Origin of the sequence: Tistlia consotensis USBA 355, assembly GCF_900177295.1 — a bacterium.
GTDB classification, from domain to species: Bacteria; Pseudomonadota; Alphaproteobacteria; order Kiloniellales; family DSM-21159; genus Tistlia; species Tistlia consotensis.
The window spans coordinates 161,630-179,934 of the sequence record NZ_FWZX01000008.1 but is presented as its reverse complement, the minus strand read 5'-3'; the positions used below and the strand labels follow the sequence as shown (position 1 = coordinate 179,934).

The window sequence follows — 18,305 nt, the reverse complement described above, 5'->3', positions numbered from 1 at the left end:
CCAAGCCCGATAGGTCTTGCCCATGAACCGTAGTGAATCACGACCACTGCCGAGCGTCGAGACAAAGGCGCTTACTCGGACAGGCTCCTAGGCGCGCAGCCATGGGCACCGGGGCGGCGGGCTTCGTCCGGCGGCTGGCCTTCGAGGACCTGCCGGACGCGATCGTCGAGCGCGGCAAGCTGCTGCTGCTCGACACCATCGGGGTCGCGGTCGCCGGTGCCGGCACCGAGCCGGCGGCGATCGCCCGCCGGGCCGCCGCCCTGCTGTTCCCGGCGGGCCCCCGGGACGCCGGCGGGCAGGCGCGCGCCCTGTTCCGCGGCGGCGCGCTGTCGCCGGCCGGCGCCGCCTTCGCCGGCGCGACGGCGATCGATTCGGTCGATGCCCACGACGGCCACCAGCCGAGCAAGGGGCACGCCGGCGTCGCCCTGCTGCCCGGCCTGCTCGCCCTCGCCGAGACCGGGCCGGCCTGCGACGGCCGCGAGTTCCTAACCTGCTACCTGCTCGGCTACGAGCTGGCGCATCGCGCCGCCGTCGCGCTCCACACGACGGTCGGCGACTACCACACCTCCGGCGCCTGGAACGCCCTGGCCGTGGCGGCGCTCGGCGCGCGCCGCTTCGGGCTCCCGGAAGCCGGCATCCGCGAGGCCCTGGGCATCGCCGAGTACTGGGGCCCGCGCAGCCAGATGATGCGGGTCATCGACCAGCCCTCGATGCTGAAGGACGGCTCCGGCTGGGGCGCCCTGGTCGGCGTGACCGCCGCCGTCATGGCCCGCGAGGGCTTCACCGGCGCGCCGGCGGTGACCGTCGAGGCCGAGGCCGTGGCGCCGCTCTGGCAGGACCTCGGCAGCCGCTGGCTGATCCCCGACGTCTACGTCAAGGCCTACCCGGTCTGCTTCTGGGCCCAGGGCCCGGTCACCGCGGTCATGGAGCTGCGCCGCGAGCACGGCCTCAGGGGCGACGAGATCGCGGCGATCCGGGTCGAGACCTTCCATGCCGCGACGCGGCTCGCCGAGCGGCGGCCGGCGACCAGCGACCACGCCCAGTATTCCCTGCCCTTCCCGGCCGCCGCGGCCGCGGTCCACGGCCGGCTCGGCCTGGAGCAGATCGACGGCCCGGGCCTGGCCGACCCGGCGGTGCTGAAGCTCGCCGCCGGCATGGAGCTGGTCGAGCGCTTCGAGTTCGAGGCCGCCTTCCCGCAGCGCCGGCTCTGCGAGGTTGAGCTGACGCTGACCGACGGCCGCAAGCTGCGCTCCGGCCCGACCGAGCCGAAGGGCCACCAGGGCGCGCCGCTCGGCCAGGCCGAGATCGAGGCCAAGTTCGAGATCCTGGCCGGCGCGCTGCCCGAGCCGCGCCGCGAGGCGATCCGCGAGGCGGTGCTGGCGCTCGAGGAGCAGGGCGACCTGGCGCCCTTCCTGGACCTGCTGCTCGAGCCGGCGTGAGGGAGGGGGCTTCCACGCCCCTCGACAAGCTCGGGACGAAGCAAAGGGAAGCGCAGACGTCGGGTCGGTCTCGCCGTTCGCGCCCCCGTCCGCTTCGTCCCGAGCTTGTCGAGGGGCGTGGGAGGGGAACTAACCCGCCTACCCCACCTCGCCGCGCCTCACCCGGGCCATGAAGTCGAGGAAGGCAGGGTCGTCGGCGTAGGCGACGTTGATCCGCATGGCCGGGCCGCTGCGATAGTCGCCCGGCACCGCGAAGATCGAGCTGGGCGCCAGGAAGATGCCCTCGCGCGCGGCCCGGCGGGACAGCGCGATGTCGTCGATGCCCTCCGGCAGCGGGCACCAGAGGTAGTAGCCGCCGGCCGGCTCGACCAGCTCCTCGAAGCCGATCCCGCGCAGCCTGGCGAGGGCCGTCGCGGTTGCCCGCTCGACCCGCTCGCGCAGGCGCTTGAGGTGGCGCCGGTAGTGCCCGCCGGCCATCAGCTCGTAGAGCAGCCGCTCGACGTAGCCGGAGGAGTTGACGACGGTCAGCATCTTGACGTCGGTCAGCTGGCGGATCAGCTCGGCGTTGCCGGCGATGAAGCCGCTGCGCAGGCTGGCCGAGAGGGTCTTGGAGAAGGTGCCGACGTAGATCACCCGCTCCAGCTGGTCGAGCGCCGCGAGGCGCGGGCTGCCGAGCGGCAGGATATCGGCGAAGGGATCGTCCTCGACCAGGGTCACGCCGTAGCGCTCGGCGAGCTGCAGCAGCTGGTGCTGGGCGTCGAGCGCGACCGAGCCGCCGGTCGGGTTGTGGGCCAGGCTCTGGGTGAAGAACAGCTTGGGCTGGACCGCCGCGGCCTTGGCCTCGAAGTCGTCGAGGTCCGGCCCCTCGGGGCCGCGGCGCACGCCGACGACCCGGGCCCGGGCCAGGCGCAGCTTGCCGAACAGCGGATAGTAGCCGGGGCTGTCGACCAGCACGCTCTCGCCCGGCTCGACGTACTGCCGGACGATCAGGTCGAGCCCGTGGTTGGCGCCGAAGGTCAGCAGCACCTGCTCGGCCGAGGCGCGGATCGAGCGCTCGATCAGGCTGTGGGCGATGCGGCCGCGCAGCGGCTCGTAGCCGGGCGGCGCGCCGTAGCCGTGCTCCATCTTGCCGCCGGGCGTGCCGCGCGGGCGCAGGTGCCGGCCGAGCTCCGACTCCTCCATCCAGCTCGCCGGCGGCCGGCCGTCGCCGACGCGCACCGAGTAGTGGCGGTCGAGCTGCTCGCGCAGCAGCGAGACCAGGTCGATCGCCTCGCTGACGTGGACCGGCCTGAGGTCGCCGCTGCGCCGCCGCGGCCGCCGCACGTAGAAGCCGGAGCCGCGCCGCGCCTCCAGGTAGCCGCTCGCGACCAGACGGTCGTAGGCCTCGACGACGGTGTTCTTCGAGACGCCGTGCTGCTCGGCCGCCGCGCGCACCGAGGGCACGCGGGTGCCGAGCGGCAGGTGTCCCTCCTCGATCAGGCGGGTGACGATGGCCGCGATCTCGGCGGCGCGCGAGGGGCGCATCGGCAATCGGCTCCAACACTGTACCAGGCAATTGATCGGTACAGTGAATTGGACAAATTGGCAAACTGTACCTTGTTCGAAGCCGCCCGGGCCTCGATCCTCGGGGCAAGGTCGCGGCAGGCGGCCGACGGTCGAGACCTCCGAAGGCGCGGGTCACCCCATCGGGCCCAGCCGCGCGCCGGGGAGGCGATGGAAGAGGAAGCCCGTGACGTCAGAGACTCCCACGCCCGCCGCTGCGGGCGCCGTGAATTCCCGTATCGAGAGCTACCGCAGCCTGACGCCGCAGCAGCGCCTGGAGAGGCTCGCCGAGCATGTCGCCCTGAGCGACGCCGACCGCGGCCTGCTCGCCGCGCCCGGCGCCCTGCCCCTCGAGATCGCCAACGGCATGATCGAGAACGTGGTGGCGACCTTCGAGCTGCCCTTCGGCGTCGCCACCAACTTCACGATCAACGGCCGCGACTACCTGATCCCGATGGTCGTCGAGGAGCCCTCGGTGGTCGCCGCCGCCTCCTACATGGCACGCATCGCCCGCGCCTGCGGCGGCTTCGAGACCTCGAGCAGCACGCCGGTCATGCGCGCCCAGGTCCAGGTCGTCGGCCTGGCCGACCCCCACGGCGCGCGGCTCAAGCTGCTCGCTGCGCGCACCGAGATCCTGGAGGCCGCCAACGCCCGCGACGCCGTGCTGATCGGCCTCGGCGGCGGCTGCAAGGACATCGAGATCCAGGTCTTCCCGGCGACGCCGCGCGGCGCCATGCTGGTGCTGCACCTGCTGGTCGACGTCCGCGACGCCATGGGCGCCAACACGGTCAACACCATGGCCGAGGCGGTGGCGCCGCTGGTCGAGCGGCTGACCGGCGGCGAGGTGCGGCTGCGCATCCTGTCCAACCTGGCCGACCGGCGCTTGGCCCGCGCCCGCGTCGCGGTCACGCCCGAGGCCCTGGCGACGAAGGACTATTCCGGCGAGCGCATGATCGAGGGCATCCTCGACGCCTATACCCTGGCGGCGATCGACCCCTACCGCGCGACGACCCACAACAAGGGCATCATGAACGGCATCGACCCGGTCGTCGTCGCGACCGGCAACGACTGGCGCGCGATCGAGGCCGGGGCCCACGCCTGGGCGGCGCGCGACGGCCGCTACACCTCGCTGACCACCTGGGAGCGCTCGGCCGACGGCCGGCTGGTCGGCACGCTGGAGCTGCCGATGGCGCTCGGCCTGGTCGGCGGCGCCACCCGGACCCATCCGCTGGCCCAGGCCGCGCTGCGCATCCTCGGCGTGACGAGCGCCCAGGAGCTGGCCGAGGTCACGGTCGCGGTCGGCCTGGCCCAGAACATGGCGGCGCTGCGCGCCCTGGCCACCGAGGGCATCCAGCGCGGCCACATGGCCCTGCACGCCCGCAACATCGCGATCGGCGCCGGCGCCGTTGGCCCGGAAATCGACGCCGTCGCGGCCGAGCTGGCCGCCGCGCACGACGTGCGGAGCGACCGCGCCAAGGAGGTCCTGGCCCGCCTGCGCGGCGCCTGACCGCCGGAGCGACAAAGAGCAAGCAACAGACAACTGGGAGGAAGAGAGATGACCAAGAACCGTCGCCATTTCCTGAAGGCCGCCGGCACCGCCGCGGTCGCCGCCGGCGCGATCGGCGTCGCCGGCCGGGCCCGTCCGGCCAAGGCCGCCGACGGCGTCTCCTGGCGCATGCAGGCGCTCTGGGACCCGGGCACCACGCCGCAGAAGTTCGAGGAGAAGTTCGTCGCCCGCGTCGCCGAGCTGACCGGCGGGCGCTTCAAGATCGAGCTCTTCGCCGCCGGCCAGATCGTGCCCGCGGCCCAGGCCTTCGACGCCGTGCGCGGCGGCGCCTTCCAGCTGATGAAGACCTTCGACGGCTACGAGGCCGGCAAGATCCCGGCCTTCGCCTTCACCAGCACGATCCCCTTCGGCTTCCCCGAGGCCGACCAGTACGAGGCCTGGTTCTACGAGCGCGGCGGCCTGGAGATGGCGCGCGAGGCCTACAAGCCGGCCGGGCTGCACTACATCGCGCCGACCGTCTACGGCCAGGAGCCGATCCACTCCAAGGTGCCGATCAAGACGATCGCCGACTTCGAGGGCAAGAAGGGCCGCTTCGTCGGCCTGGCCTCCTCGGTCATGGCCAAGTTCGGCATCGCCGTCTCGCCGCTGCCGACCAGCGAGGTCTACACGGCGCTCGACAAGGGCGTCATCGACATCGCCGACCGCGGCGACCTGACGGCGAACTACGAGGCCGGCATCGGCGAGGTCGCCAAGTACATCATCCTGCCGGGCGTGCACCAGCCGACCACGGCGACCAGCTACGTCGCCAGCCAGCGTGCCTGGGACGCCCTGCCCGAGGACTTCAAGGCCGCCCTCGAGGTTGCGGCGCGCGAGGTCTCGGGGGCGCTGCGCCAGCACATCCTGGTGCAGAACGTCGAGGTCATCGACAAGTACAAGGCCCAGGGCGTCACCTTCATGAGCCTGTCGGAGGCCGACATCCTGGCCAGCCGCCCGAAGGCGGTCGAGGCCTGGCAGGCGGCGACCAAGGGCAACGACCTGGCCAAGCGCATCCTCGACAGCCAGATGACCTTCATGAAGCAGCTCGGAATTCTCGCCTGAGCCGAGCCGCCGGACTATAGGGGTGGCCTGAGCTCTCGCCGCAGGCCACCCCGGCCCGGCGCCGTTCCGGGAAGCTGCCGTCCCCATGCTCTTCGTCCGTGCGATCACCGGCCTCAACCGGCTGTTCTTCCTGCTGAGCGCGGGCCTGCTCTACGCCATGGCCCCGCTCCTGCTGATCGACGTCGTCTGCCGCTATCTCTTCGACAGCCCGACGGTCTGGGCCTCGGAGATGGCGCTGCTGCTGTTCGGGCCGATGTTCCTGCTGGCCGGTCCCTACGTGCTGCACCTCAAGGGCCATGTCGCCATGGACGTGGTGCGGCGCCTGCTGCCGGCCCGCGCCGAGCGCCTGGTCGAGCTGCTCAACTTCCCGGTGATCGCCGCCTTCTGCCTGATCCTGCTCTGGTACGCCGGCCCGCTCGCGCTCGAGTCCTGGCAGTACGGCGAGACCTCCTTCTCGGCCTGGAACCCGCAGATCTGGTGGACCAAGGCGACGGTGCCGCTGGCCCTGCTGCTGCTGCTGCTGCAGACCGTCGCCGAGTTCGTCCGCACGCTGATCGAGGGGCCGGCGCCGGAAGAGACCGTGACCACCCCGTCCGGGACCACCCCCTCCGGCGAGGTGAAGCGATGAGCGGGACGCTCGGCTCCGGCGCCATCCTCGCCATCATGTTCGGCGGGCTGGCGGTCTTCATGATGACCGGCCTGCCGATCGCCTTCGTGCTCGGCGGCCTGTCGCTGCTGATCACCGTCACGCTCTGGAATTCCGGCGCGGTCGTCGTGCTGGTGCTGCAGATCTTCGACACCATGCGGTCGGAGGCGCTGCTGGCGATCCCGCTCTACATCCTGATGGCGGGCCTGCTGTCCCGCTCCGGCGTGATCAACCAGCTCTACACGGCGATGGAGCTGTGGTTCGGCCGGCTGCGCGGCGGCCTCGCCGTCGGCACCGTGGTGATCTGCGTGATCATGGCGGCGATGACCGGCGTGGTCGGCGCCGCGGTCACCGCCATGGGCCTGCTGGCCCTGCCCGAGATGCTGCGCCGCGGCTACCGGGCCGAGCTCGCGACCGGCACGATCTGCGCCGCCGGCACGCTCGGCATCCTGATCCCGCCCTCGGTGCTGACCATCGTCTATGCGGTGACCGCCCAGGTCTCGATCGGCCGCATGCTGATCGCCGGCATCGTGCCCGGGGTCATCCTGGCGACGCTCTACGTCGTCTACATCCTCGGCCTGGCCTGGATCCGGCCGGACATGGCGCCACTGGCGCCCGAGCACCGCAGCGCGACCTGGCGCGAGCGCTTCGCGGCGCTCAAGTCGCTGGTCCTGCCCGGCCTGCTGATCCTGATGATCCTCGGCTCGATCTTCTTCGGCCTGGCGACGCCGACCGAGGCCGCCGCCGTCGGCGTGCTCGGCGCGCTGATCGCCGCTGCCCTGCAGCGCAAGCTGACCTTCGAGACCCTGAGCCAGTCGGCGACCGAGACCGCCAAGGCGACGGCGATGATCCTCTGGATCACCCTGGGCGCGAAGGCCTACGTCGCGATCTTCACCGGCCTCGGCGGCGCCGACGCCCTGCTCGACTTCATCCGCACGATGGATGCCGGCCGCTACCTGGTGCTCGGCGTCATGCTGGCGGTGCTGGTCTTCCTCGGCATGGTGCTCGACGAGATCGGCATCATCCTGCTGACCGTGCCGGTCTTCATCCCGATCGTGAAGTTCCTCGGCTTCGACGAGATCTGGTTCGGCGTGCTCTACGCCGTGACCATCCAGATGGGCTACATCTCGCCGCCCTTCGGCTACACGCTCTTCTACATGAAGGGCACGCTGCCGCCCGAGCTCGGCATGGGCGCGGTCTACCGCGGCATCCTGCCCTTCTTCCTGCTGCAGCTGCTCGGCCTGGTCATCGTCCTGCTCAGCCCGAGCCTGGTGACCTGGCTGCCGCAGTTGATGCTGAACTAGAAGAGCTGGCGAAAAGATTGGTTATTCAGGTGGTTGTCGACGTCTCCTGAGAGTCTTTCGGCGGCGGAGAGGGACGCCCGCCCTCAGACCGTCCCCTGCTCGCGCAGCCGCCCGACGGCCGCGGCGAAGGCGTCGGCGGTCTCCTCCAGGTCGGCCTCGTCGTGGGCCGCAGACACCAGGCCGCCGGGCCAGCCGGCGATGTCGACGCCCTCGAGGTTGAGCGCCAGGCGCAGCTGGCGGACGAGGTCCGGCGGCTGCGCCTGCAGCCCTTCCCGCCCGAGCCGGCGCGGATCGAAGCCGGCGCGCCCGCCCGCCGCCTGCAGGTCGCCGAGGAAGAGATGAAAGGCCGAGGCCTCGCCGTAGACCAGCCAGGGCAGGCCCTCGGCCGCGATCACGGCGTTGAGGCGGCTCCGCAGGTCGGCCGCCAGCGCGCTCGCGCGGGCGCAGGCCCCGTCCCGCTCGATGATCTCCAGGGCCCTGGTGCCGGCGACCGCCGAGACCGGACAGGCGTTGAAGGTGCCCGGATGGTAGATCTTCTCGCGGCCTTTGCGTTCGCTCGCCTCGAAGTCCAGGCCCTCCAGGATCTCGGCCCGGCCGGCGACCGCCCCGCCCGGCAGCCCGCCGGCGACGATCTTGGCGAGCGTCGTCAGGTCCGGCGTCACGCCGACCGCCGCCTGCACGCCGCCCGGATCGACGCGGAAGCCGGTGATCACCTCGTCGAAGATCAGCACGACGCCGTTCTCGGCGGTCCAGCGCCGGAGCGCGCGCAGGAAATCCGGCGCCAGCGGCACCTTGCCGGTCGCCGCGCCGAGCGGCTCGACGATCACCGCGGCGATGTCCCGGTCCTCGGCGAGGCGCCGCTCGACCGCCGCCTCGTCGTAGGGATCGAGCGCCGGCGTGCGCGCCGCCACCGCCTCGGGCACGCCGATCGGCGCCGTGCCGTCGAAGTGCGAGGCGTAGCCGGCGGTCATGTCGTCCTGCCAGCCGTGGTAGTGCGCCTGGAAGCGCAGCAGCTTGCCGCGGCCGGTGTGGGCGCGCGCCAGGCGCACCGCCATCTGGGTCGCCTCGGTGCCGGAGGAGTGGAAGCGCACCCGCTCGGCCGAGGGCAGCAGGCGGCAGACCGTCTCGGCCCAGCGGACCTCGGCCTCGTGGCCGGCGGCGAAGTGGGTGCCGAGCGCCATCTGCCGGGTCGCCGCCTCGACGACCTCCGGATGGCCGTGGCCGAGCAGCAGCGCCCCGTGGCCGCCGAAGTAGTCGATGTAGCGGTGGCCGTCGACGTCCCACTTGTGGGCCCCGGACGCGCGGCTGGCGTAGAGCCCGTGGGGCCGGATCCAGCGCGAGTCGTGCACGACGCCGCTCGGCAGCACCGCGCGCGCCTGCCTGGCGAGGGCGGCGGAGCCGGGCGTGCGGGCCAGATAGGCCTGCTCGACCGCCGTGATGTCGTTGCGTCGGGGAGCATCCATCGAGCCACCTTTACATGCCGGGGAGTCGCGCCGCAGTCTCTGCCCGACTCTAGGACCCTCGCGGCCGTCGCCGGAAGCCGCTGAAACCTGCCGGGAGCCCTGCGCATGTCCCGTAGCTTCGTTGCCGCCGCCGCCCAGCTCGGCCCGATCGAGCGGGGAGCCGGCCGTGCCGCCGTGGTCGCCCGGCTGCTCGCGCTGATGCGCGAGGCCAAGGCCTCGAACTGCCGCTTCGTCGTGTTCCCCGAGATGGCGCTGACCACCTTCTTCCCGCGCTGGCTGATCGACGATCCGGCCGAGGTCGCCGGCTACTTCGAGGACAGCCTGCCGGGCCCCGAGACCCAGCCGCTGTTCGACGCGGCCCGCGACTGGGGCGTCGGCTTCTACCTCGGCTACTGCGAGCGGGTGCCCGGCCGCGAGGGCGCCGACCACCTGGGCTTCAACACGGCGGTCCTGGTCGACCAGGCCGGGACGATCGTCGGCAAGTACCGCAAGGTCCACCTGCCCGGCAACGCGACCTACGACCCGGCCCTGAAGCTGCAGCACCTGGAGCCCTGGTACTTCCTGCCCGGCGACCTCGGCTTCCCGGTCTTCGAGGCCTTCGGCGGGCGCCTGGGCCTGCTGCTCTGCAACGACCGGCGCTGGCCGGAGTCCTGGCGGATGCTCGGCCTCCAGGGCGCCGAGCTGGTCGCGCTCGGCTACAACTCGCCGGCGCAGCTGCCCGACAACCCGGCACAGAACGCCCTGCGCAAGATGCACCACCTGCTGCCGATGCAGTCGGCCGCCTACCAGAACGGGACCTGGGTCGTCGCCGCCGCCAAGGCGGGGCCGGAGGGCGGCTGCGACATGATGGGCCACTCCTGCGTCATCGCCCCCTCGGGCGAGGTCGTCGCGCTGAGCAGCGGGCTCGGCGACGAGCTGCTGCCCTACCGGGTCGATCTCGACGCGACGGCCGAGTACAAGCGCTTCTTCGACTTCGCGACCTACCGGCGGCCGGAGTGCTACGGCCTGCTGACCGAGCCGCACCGCTGAGGAGTCCCCGCCGCTGTCCCTCCTGATCGATATCCGCCTGCCCGACTGGATGGAGGACGCGGCGCTGCGCGACCTGCTGGCGCCGCTGCTGCCGGGGGTGACGATCCGCGTCGGGCCACCGGCCGGCCCCTTGCCGGATGTCGTCATGCTGGTCGCCAGCAGGCTCCATCCCGGCGTCGCCCCCGCCCTGCCCAACCTGAAGCTGGTCCAGAAGCTGGGCGCCGGCGTCGACGGCATCCTGAAGCAGTCCGAGCTGCCGGCCGGGGTCCGGGTCGCGCGCCTGAGACCCGAGGTCGCGGCCGAGGAGATCGCCGAGTACTGCCTGGCCCAGATCCTGCTGCGCCAGCGCAACCTCGACCGCCACGCCGCCGACCAGGCCGCCGGCCGCTGGACCCCGCTGGCCCCGCGGCGCGCCGGCGAGACGACAGTCGGCGTGCTCGGCCTCGGCCACATCGGCGGCCGCACGGCACGCGGCCTCGCGGCCCAGGGCTTCCGCACGCTCGGCTGGAGCCGCACGCCCAGGGCGCTCCAGGGCGTCGACTGCCGGAGCGGGGCCGCCGCCCTGCCCGGCCTGCTGGCCGAGTGCGACTACCTCGTCTCGGTACTGCCTTCGACGCCGGAGACCCGCGACCTCTTCGACGCCGCCCTGCTCGCCCGCCTGAAGCCGGGGGCGGTGCTGATCAACGTCGGGCGCGGCGACCTGATCGTCGAGGCCGACCTGGTCGCGGCCCTGGACTCGGGCGCGCTTGGCGGCGCCGTGCTCGACGTCTTCCGGCAGGAGCCGCTGCCCGAGCGTCATCCCTTCTGGGCGCACCTGAAGGTCGCGGTGACGCCGCACGTCTCCGGCTGGCATCTCGACGGCGGCTTCGAGGACATCGCGGAGAACTACCGGCGCCTGCTCGACGGCCGCCCGCTGCTCCACGAGGTCGACCGGGCGGCGGGCTACTGAGCGGCCGCTATTCCGCCAGCAGGACCGAGCGGATCGCCTGCCAGCTCGCCTGGTCCGGGGCCATCAGGATGCCGTATCGGGCGATGTCGGTCGGCAGGTAGGCCCGGCCCTCGAGCAGCTGGCCGAAGCCGCCGGCCTCGCGGTGGATGACCAGCCCCGGCACGTGATCCCAGGGCTTGGTCTTGCTGAACAGCAGGAAGTGCATCTCGCCGCGGACCAGGCGCAGGTAGTCCTGGCCGGCGCAGTGCAGGCCCCTGAGCGTCTTCAGCTTGTGGCGGTTGCGCTGCAGGGTCGCGGCCAGCTCCTTGGAGCCGAAGGTGCCGGCGTTGAGCGCGCCGGTCATCTCGGCGAGCGGTGCCGGCGGCAGCACCCGCAGCCGCTCGCTGGCGCCGTCCGGGCCGCGCAGCTCGGCACCCGAGCCGGTCTCGGCGATCGCGGTGATGCCGACGATCGGGTCGTGGATCCAGCCGGCCAGCAGCTCGCGGCCGCGGACCAGGCCGACCATGACGGCGAAGGCCGGGTTGCCGCCGGCGAAGTTGCCGGTGCCGTCGATCGGGTCGATGATCCAGACGAAGGCGTCGCGGTCGAAGCGCGTCAGCACCGTCGGGTCGGCCTCGACCGCCTCCTCGCCGACCACCAGCGAGCCCGGCAGCAGCTCGGCGAGGCGCCGGGTCAGCAGGGCCTCGACCGCATGGTCGGCGACCGTGACCAGCTCGCCCGAGGCCTTGCGCGTCACCTCGTGCTCGGCGAGCTGGCGGAAGCGCGGCAGCGCCTCCTCGGCCCCGGCTTCGGCGATCAGGCTGGCGACGGCATAGGGATCGGCGACGGGCAAGAGACGGGGGCTCCTGGCTGAAACGGGAATAGAGAAAAGCGAAGGGCCGCCGGGGCGGTGGCTCCGGCGGCCCTTGCTGTCAGATAGCGAGCGCTGGACTAGAAGTCCATGCCGCCCATGCCGCCCATGCCACCCATGCCGCCGCCCGGCATGCCGGCCGGCTCCTTCTTCTCGGGCCGCTCGGCGACCATGGCCTCGGTGGTGATCAGCAGGCCGGCGATCGAGGCCGCGTCCTGCAGCGCCGTGCGCACGACCTTGGTCGGGTCGATGATGCCGGCCTTGACGAGGTCGCAGTAGACGCCCTTCTGCGCGTCGTAGCCGAAGTTGCGGTCCTTCGACTCCAGCACCTTGCCGACCACGATCGAGCCGTCGACGCCGGCGTTGGTCGCGATCTGGCGGATCGGCGCCTGCAGGGCCTTGCGCACGATGTCGACGCCGACGCGCTGGTCGTCGTTGTCGACCTTGATCTTCTCCAGCACCCGGGAGGCGTTGAGCAGGGCGACGCCGCCGCCGGCGACGACACCCTCCTCGACCGCGGCGCGGGTCGCGTGCATCGCGTCGTCGACGCGGTCCTTGCGCTCCTTGACCTCGATCTCGGTGGCGCCGCCGACGCGGATCACCGCGACGCCGCCGGCCAGCTTGGCGAGGCGCTCCTGGAGCTTCTCACGGTCGTAGTCGGAGCTGGTCTCGTCGATCTGCGCGCGGATCTGCGTGCAGCGCGCCTCGATGTCCTTCTTCTTGCCGGCGCCCTCGACGATCGTCGTCTCGTCCTTGGTCAGGGTCACGCGCTTGGCCGTGCCGAGCATCTGCACCGTGACGTTCTCGAGCTTGATGCCGAGGTCCTCGGAGATCACCTGGCCCTTGGTCAGGACCGCCAGGTCCTCCAGCATCGCCTTGCGGCGGTCGCCGAAGCCCGGGGCCTTGACGGCCGCGACCTTGAGGCCGCCGCGCAGCTTGTTGACGACCAGGGTCGCCAGGGCCTCGCCGTCGACGTCCTCGGCGACGATCAGCAGCGGCCGGCTCTGCTGGATGGCCGCCTCGAGGATCGGCACCAGCGGCTGCAGGCTCGACAGCTTCTTCTCGTGGATCAGGATCAGCGGGCTCTCCAGCTCGCAGATCATCTTCTCCGCGTTGGTCACGAAGTAGGGCGAGAGATAGCCGCGGTCGAACTGCATGCCCTCGACGACGTCGAGCTCGGTCTCCAGGCTCTTCGCCTCCTCGACCGTGATCACGCCCTCGTTGCCGACCTTCTGCATCGCCTCGGCGAGCATGGCGCCGACCTCCGCGTCGCCGTTCGCCGAGATCGTGCCGACCTGGGCGACCTGCTCGGCCGTCGAGATCTTCTTCGAGGCCTTGCGCAGGTCCTCGATGACCAGCGCGACGGCACGGTCGATGCCGCGCTTGAGGTCCATCGGGTTCATGCCGGCGGCCACCGACTTGGCGCCCTCGCGGACGATCGACTGGGCCAGCACGGTCGCGGTCGTGGTGCCGTCGCCGGCGAGGTCGCTGGTCTTGGAGGCGACCTCCTTGACCATCTGCGCGCCCATGTTCTCGAACTTGTCGCTGAGCTCGATCTCCTTGGCGACCGAGACGCCGTCCTTGGAGACGCGCGGCGCGCCGAACGACTTGTCGAGCACGACGTTGCGGCCCTTGGGACCGAGCGTGACCTTCACGGCGTCGGCGAGAATGTCGACGCCGCGCAACATGCGATCGCGCGCGTCGCCGCCGAACTTAACGTCCTTGGCTGCCATGGTTACCCTCCGATGGCTTACTGGTGACTGGAGTTACTTCTTCCGGCTGGCGGCCTTGGGGGCGGCGGCCTTCTTCGGCGCCGCCTTCTTGGCCACGGCCTTGGCCGCGGGCTTGGCGGCAGCCTTCGCAGCCGGCTTCTTGGCCGGAGCCGCCTTCTTCACGGCCGGCGCCGCCTTCTTGGCCACCGCAGCGGCCTTCTTCGCCGCAGCGGCGGGCTTGGCCGCCGCCTTGGCGACCGGCGCCTTCTTCGGCGCGGCGGCAGCCTTGGCAGCCGGCTTCCTGGCCGGCGCCGCCTTCTTCGCAGTCGGCGCGGCCGCGGGCTTGGCGCCGGCAGGCTCGACGATGCCCATGATGTCGGACTCGCGCATGACCAGCAGGTCCTTGCCGTCGACCTTGACCTCGGTGCCCGACCACTTGCCGTAGAGCACGATGTCGCCCGGCTTGACGTCGATCGGCGTCAGGCGGCCGTCCGCGCCGCGCGAGCCGGGGCCGGCCGCGACGACCTTGCCCTGCTGCGGCTTCTCCCGCGCGCTGTCGGGAATGATGATGCCGCCGACGGTGCGCTCGTCGGTGGCGACCGGCTCGACGACCAGACGGTCGTGCAACGGACGGAACTTCATGGTGATCTCCCCTGGCCCTGCCCGGAAATAACCGGCGCGCCCCGCCCGGAGGCCGCCGTTAGCACTTGCGACGCGCGAGTGCTAAGCCTGTGAATAAGCACGGCCTATCGGGCTGTCAACCGGCGGAACGCAGGAATTCCGCCCGTCACGCCGATTTTTCGGCCGATCCGGGGTGCCCGGCGCGGCGCTGGCGGTAGCGCGCGAGGTTCGCCGGGTCGAAGGAGACGCGCAGGTGCGCCTGTCGCCCCTCGTCCCGGCGCGCGACGACGCGGCCGTGGCGGTAGAGCCAGGCGAGCTCCGCGCCGTCGGCCAGGTCGACGGCGAGGTCGACGACCCGCTCGTGGCGCGCCAGGCGCTGCTCGACGGCCCGCAGCAGCCGCTCGACGCCCTCGCCGCTCGCCGCCGAGACGGCGACGCTGCCCGGCTGCCGCTCGGTCTGGGCGAGCAGCACCGCGCGGGCCTCGGCCTCCAGCAGATCGATCTTGTTGAGCACCTGCAGAGGCGCCGTCTCGTCCTCGGCCTCGGCCGGAATGCCGAGATCCTGCAGCACCGCCTCGACGTCGGCCTTCTGCGCCTCGCTGTCGGGATGGGCGATGTCGCGCACGTGCAGCACCAAGTCGGCCTCCTGGACCTCTTCCAGGGTGGCGCGGAAGGCGGCGACCAGCTGGGTCGGCAGGTCGCTGACGAAGCCGACGGTGTCGGACAGGATGACCATCTGGCCGGACGGCAGGGTCAGGCGCCGCATGGTCGGATCGAGCGTCGCGAACAGCAGGTCCTCGGCGCGCACCTCGGCCCGGGTCAGGCGGTTGAACAGCGTCGACTTGCCGGCGTTGGTGTAGCCGACCAGCGCGACCACCGGATAGGGCACGCGCTGGCGCGCGCCGCGATGCAGGCCGCGGGTCCGGCGAACCTGCTCCAGCTCCTTCTTCAGGCGCACGATGCGCTCGTCGATCAGGCGGCGGTCCAGCTCGATCTGCCGCTCGCCCGGGCCGCCCATGAAGCCGGCGCCGCCGCGCTGCCGCTCCAGATGGGTCCAGGAGCGGACCAGCCGCGAGCGCTGGTAGCTCAGCGCCGCCAGCTCGACCTGCAGCTGGCCTTCCTTGGTGCGGGCCCGCTCGCCGAAGATCTCCAGGATCAGGCCGGTGCGGTCGATGACCTTGCAGTCGAGCGCCTTCTCCAGGTTGCGCTGCTGCACCGGGGTCAGCTGGGCGTCGACGATCACGACCTCGACCTCGCGCTCCTCGACCAGGGCGTGCAGCCGCTCGACCTGGCCGCTGCCGAGCAGCGTCGAGGGCTTCGGCTGATTGACCGGCACGACCTCGGCGCCGACGATGTCGAGCGCGATCGCCTCGGTCAGGCCGACCGCCTCGTCCAGGCGCGCCGCGGCGTCACGCAGCGGCGCACGCCGGTCGGCGCGGTCCGGATGCACGACCAGGGCACGCTCCGCCGCGCGGCGCGTCTCGAGCGCGCGCTCGGGCACCTGCCGCGACGGCTCCTCGCCGGCGCGCTGGGCCCGCCTGCCCTTGGCCGGTCCCGGCGCGGCGGCCGGTCGGCCGGGGCCCGGACTCTCAGGCTTCGCCAGTCGATTCCTCCTTGTCGCTGCCCTCGAACAGCTGGATCGGTGCTGCCGGCATCACCGTCGAGATCGCGTGCTTGTAGACCAGCTGCGAGTGGGCGTCCCGGCGCAGCAGGACGCAGAAATTGTCGAACCAGGTGACGATGCCCTGCAGCTTGACGCCGTTCACCAGGAACACGGTCACCGGGATCTTGTGCTTGCGGATGTGGTTGAGAAAGACATCCTGGACGTTCTGGGACTTGTCGGCAGCCATGGAGTGAACCCCCTTTGTTTCTTCGTGTTCGTTAGTAGTTGTTGTTCTTCGGCTTCTTACGGGGCGTGCGGGAACCCGACCCGCCTTGCCGACCTCATGTGGTCCTTCGGGCCCGGCCCGGCAAGAACGGCTCGATTATGACGGCAGCCGCAGGGCGAGGCAAAGCCTTGGGGCCTGTCGGGGTCAGGCGATGAGGCCGAGCAGCTCCTCGAAGGTCGCGACGTGGCGGTGCGGCGGCGCCGCGCCGAACTCGCCCTCGCCCGGCGCCTCGTCGCGGATCAGCAGGCCGGTACAGCCGGCGTTGCGGGCGCAGAGCATGTCGATGTCGGTGTCGCCGACGAACCAGACCGCCGGCCCGGGCTCGAGGCCGCTGCCGGCCAGGGCCATGACGACGGGGTCCGGCGCCGGCTTGTCGCGCACCGCGTCGAGCGCGCCGACGACCCGGCGGAAGTGCCGGCTCCAGCCCAGGTGCTCGGCCTCCTCGCGCAGGTAGCGGCCGGTCTTGTTGCTGACCACGCCGAGCCAGAGGTCGTCGCGCGCCGCGAGCGCGGCCAGGGCCTCCGGCGCACCGGCGCGCGGCGCCAGGCCCTGCAGATGGTCCCGTGCGAAGGTCTCGTAGAACAGCTCGGTCGCCGCCTCGGTGTCGTCGCCGAACAGCTCCGGGAAGGCGTCGCGCGCCGAGGCGCGGACCCGCTGGCGGGTCTCCTCCAGGGTCCAGGGCGTGCGCCCGAAGGCCTCGAAGGTCACGGCCAGGGCGTGGTGGATGACGGCCCAGGTGTCGACCAGGGTGTTGTCCCAGTCGAAGAGGATCGCCTTGGGCGCGGTCAGCGGCATGGTCGGAGGACGGCCTTCCTGTCTTGGTGCGGGCTTCGAGAACGGCGGCGGCGCGGCCCGGGTGCGCCACCCTAGCGTCCGCTCAGAAGAATTCCAGCTTCACGGCGAACAGCTTCTCGACCTTCTTCACCGCCTCGGCGGCGGCGAACATGACGACGAGGTCGCCGGCACGGATCACCGTGTCGCCGCGCGGGATGATCACCTCGTCGTCGCGCACCACGGCGCCGACCACCGAGCCGCTCGGCAGCGGCGCGTCGCGCAGCGGCTTGCCGACCAGGCCGGAGGTCTCCATGGCCTCGGCCTCGATGATCTCGCCGAGCCCCTCCGCCAGGGAATAGACCGAGCGGATGCGGCCGCGTCGGACGTGCTGCAGGATCGTCGAGACGGTGATGGCGCGGGGACTGACCACCGTGTCGATGCCGAGGCTGCCGACCAGCTGGGAATAGGAGGTCGAGTTGATCAGCGTGACCGCGCGCTTGGCGCCGTAGCGCTTGGACAGCAGCGAGGCCAGGATGTTGACCTCGTCGTCGTTGGAGACCGCGATCACCGTCTCGGTCGCCGCGATGTTGGCCTCGGTCAGGATGTCGAGGTCCAGCGCGTCGCCGTGGATCACCACCGAGCGCTCCAGGGTCTGGGCCACGAACTCGGCCCGCGCCTTGGAGATCTCGATGATCTTGAGCTGCACCTGGGGGTGCTTCTCCTCGACCGTGCGGGCCAGGTTGAGGCCGATGTTGCCGCCGCCGATCAGCAGCACGCGGCGGGCCGCCCGCTCCTCGTAGCCGAAGGTCATCAACGCGCGGGTCAGGTGCGAGGTCTCGCAGACGAAGTAGGCGTCGTCGCCGGGCATCAGCTCGGCGTCGCCGTGTGCCACGATGGTCCGCCCGGCCCGCGAGATCGCGACCACGACGATGTGCAGGTCCGGGAACAGGTCGGTCAGCTGGCGCAGGGGCGTCTGGATGATCGGCGTGTCCTCGCGGACGTGCACGCCGATCAGGTTGACCTTGCCGTCGGCCAGCTGCATGGCGTCGAAGGCGCCGGGGATCTGCAGGCGCCGGCCGATCGCCTTGGCGACCTCGAGCTCCGGCGAGATGATCACGTCGATCGGCATGTGGTCGTGGCTGAACAGGTCGGACCACAGCGGGTTCAGGTAGGACTGGTGGCGCACGCGGGCGATCTTGGTCGGCACCTCGAAGATCGAGTGCGCGACCTGGCAGGCGACCATGTTGACCTCGTCGGCGTAGGTCACCGCGATCAGCATGTCGGTGTCGCGCGCGCCGGCCTGCTCCAGGATGTCGGGATGCGAGGCGAAGCCGACCAGTCCGGTGACGTCGAGCGACTCGCTGATCTTCTGGATCAGCTCCGGCGACTGGTCGATGACCGTAACGTCGGCGTTCTCGCTGGCCAGGTAGCGCGCGATGTTGAAGCCGACCTGGCCGGCGCCGCAGACGATCACTTTCATCG

General features: G+C 71.7%; 15 protein-coding genes and 1 pseudogene. 7 read left to right on the top strand and 9 right to left on the bottom strand.

From position 1 onward, the window contains the following. Positions 1–101: 101 nt before the first annotated feature. Positions 102–1,439, top strand: a complete 1,338-nt coding sequence (locus B9O00_RS12750) for an MmgE/PrpD family protein (protein ID WP_085123059.1) — start codon at positions 102–104, stop codon at positions 1,437–1,439. 138 nt (positions 1,440–1,577) lie between these two features. Here B9O00_RS12750 and B9O00_RS12745 read toward each other — a convergent pair whose 3' ends face one another. After that, on the bottom strand, positions 1,578–2,963 hold the full coding sequence (locus B9O00_RS12745; RefSeq protein WP_085123058.1) for an aminotransferase-like domain-containing protein: 1,386 nt from the start codon (positions 2,961–2,963) through the stop codon (positions 1,578–1,580). Between the two features lie 244 nt (positions 2,964–3,207). On the opposite strand from B9O00_RS12745, the gene B9O00_RS12740 reads away from it, so the two are divergent. The 4 genes from B9O00_RS12740 to B9O00_RS12725 all read left to right on the top strand — a co-directional run bounded on the left by B9O00_RS12740 (position 3,208) and on the right by B9O00_RS12725 (position 7,536). Beyond that, entirely contained in the window at positions 3,208–4,488 is a 1,281-nt protein-coding gene (locus B9O00_RS12740) for a hydroxymethylglutaryl-CoA reductase, degradative (RefSeq protein ID WP_235017114.1), read from the top strand. Positions 4,489–4,536: 48 nt separating this feature from the next. Further along, positions 4,537–5,586, top strand: a complete 1,050-nt coding sequence (gene dctP, locus B9O00_RS12735; protein WP_085123057.1) for a TRAP transporter substrate-binding protein DctP — start codon at positions 4,537–4,539, stop codon at positions 5,584–5,586. 85 nt (positions 5,587–5,671) lie between these two features. After that, positions 5,672–6,214, top strand: a complete 543-nt coding sequence (locus tag B9O00_RS12730; protein WP_085123056.1) for a TRAP transporter small permease subunit — start codon at positions 5,672–5,674, stop codon at positions 6,212–6,214. Then, positions 6,211–7,536, top strand: a complete 1,326-nt coding sequence (locus tag B9O00_RS12725) for a TRAP transporter large permease (RefSeq protein WP_085123055.1) — start codon at positions 6,211–6,213, stop codon at positions 7,534–7,536. Before B9O00_RS12730 ends, B9O00_RS12725 begins: the two co-directional genes overlap by 4 nt. A gap of 83 nt (positions 7,537–7,619) precedes the next feature. Here B9O00_RS12725 and B9O00_RS12720 read toward each other — a convergent pair whose 3' ends face one another. Next, positions 7,620–8,999, bottom strand: coding sequence for an aspartate aminotransferase family protein (locus B9O00_RS12720; RefSeq protein WP_085123054.1), 1,380 nt, complete (start codon positions 8,997–8,999; stop codon positions 7,620–7,622). Positions 9,000–9,104: 105 nt separating this feature from the next. Here B9O00_RS12720 and B9O00_RS12715 point away from each other — a divergent pair, with 105 nt between their 5' ends. Together B9O00_RS12715 and B9O00_RS12710 are read left to right on the top strand one after the other, a co-directional pair. After that, positions 9,105–10,028 (top strand): nitrilase-related carbon-nitrogen hydrolase, encoded by a 924-nt coding sequence (locus tag B9O00_RS12715; RefSeq protein WP_085123053.1) that lies wholly within the window; start codon positions 9,105–9,107, stop codon positions 10,026–10,028. 49 nt (positions 10,029–10,077) lie between these two features. Further along, positions 10,078–10,977, top strand: a complete 900-nt coding sequence (locus B9O00_RS12710) for a 2-hydroxyacid dehydrogenase (RefSeq protein WP_089229681.1) — start codon at positions 10,078–10,080, stop codon at positions 10,975–10,977. Between the two features lie 7 nt (positions 10,978–10,984). On the opposite strand, the gene B9O00_RS12705 is transcribed toward B9O00_RS12710, so the two are convergent. The 7 genes and pseudogenes from B9O00_RS12705 to trkA form a co-directional block, all read right to left on the bottom strand. Continuing rightward, positions 10,985–11,809, bottom strand: coding sequence for an inositol monophosphatase family protein (locus tag B9O00_RS12705; protein ID WP_085123051.1), 825 nt, complete (start codon positions 11,807–11,809; stop codon positions 10,985–10,987). A 98-nt stretch (positions 11,810–11,907) separates the two neighbouring features. Then, entirely contained in the window at positions 11,908–13,560 is a 1,653-nt protein-coding gene (groL, locus tag B9O00_RS12700) for a chaperonin GroEL (protein WP_085123050.1), read from the bottom strand. A 336-nt stretch (positions 13,561–13,896) separates the two neighbouring features. Continuing rightward, positions 13,897–14,181: pseudogene (locus B9O00_RS33790) on the bottom strand (co-chaperone GroES); the annotation flags it as partial. A gap of 145 nt (positions 14,182–14,326) precedes the next feature. After that, positions 14,327–15,661, bottom strand: a complete 1,335-nt coding sequence (hflX, locus tag B9O00_RS12690) for a GTPase HflX (protein ID WP_085123048.1) — start codon at positions 15,659–15,661, stop codon at positions 14,327–14,329. Positions 15,662–15,749: 88 nt separating this feature from the next. Further along, on the bottom strand, positions 15,750–16,010 hold the full coding sequence (hfq, locus tag B9O00_RS12685) for an RNA chaperone Hfq (RefSeq protein ID WP_085123047.1): 261 nt from the start codon (positions 16,008–16,010) through the stop codon (positions 15,750–15,752). Between the two features lie 183 nt (positions 16,011–16,193). Further along, positions 16,194–16,844, bottom strand: coding sequence for an HAD family hydrolase (locus B9O00_RS12680; RefSeq protein WP_085123046.1), 651 nt, complete (start codon positions 16,842–16,844; stop codon positions 16,194–16,196). 82 nt (positions 16,845–16,926) lie between these two features. Then, positions 16,927–18,303: a Trk system potassium transporter TrkA gene (gene trkA / locus B9O00_RS12675; protein WP_085123045.1), complete on the bottom strand. Its 1,377-nt coding sequence runs from the start codon at positions 18,301–18,303 to the stop codon at positions 16,927–16,929. Positions 18,304–18,305: the final 2 nt, after the last annotated feature.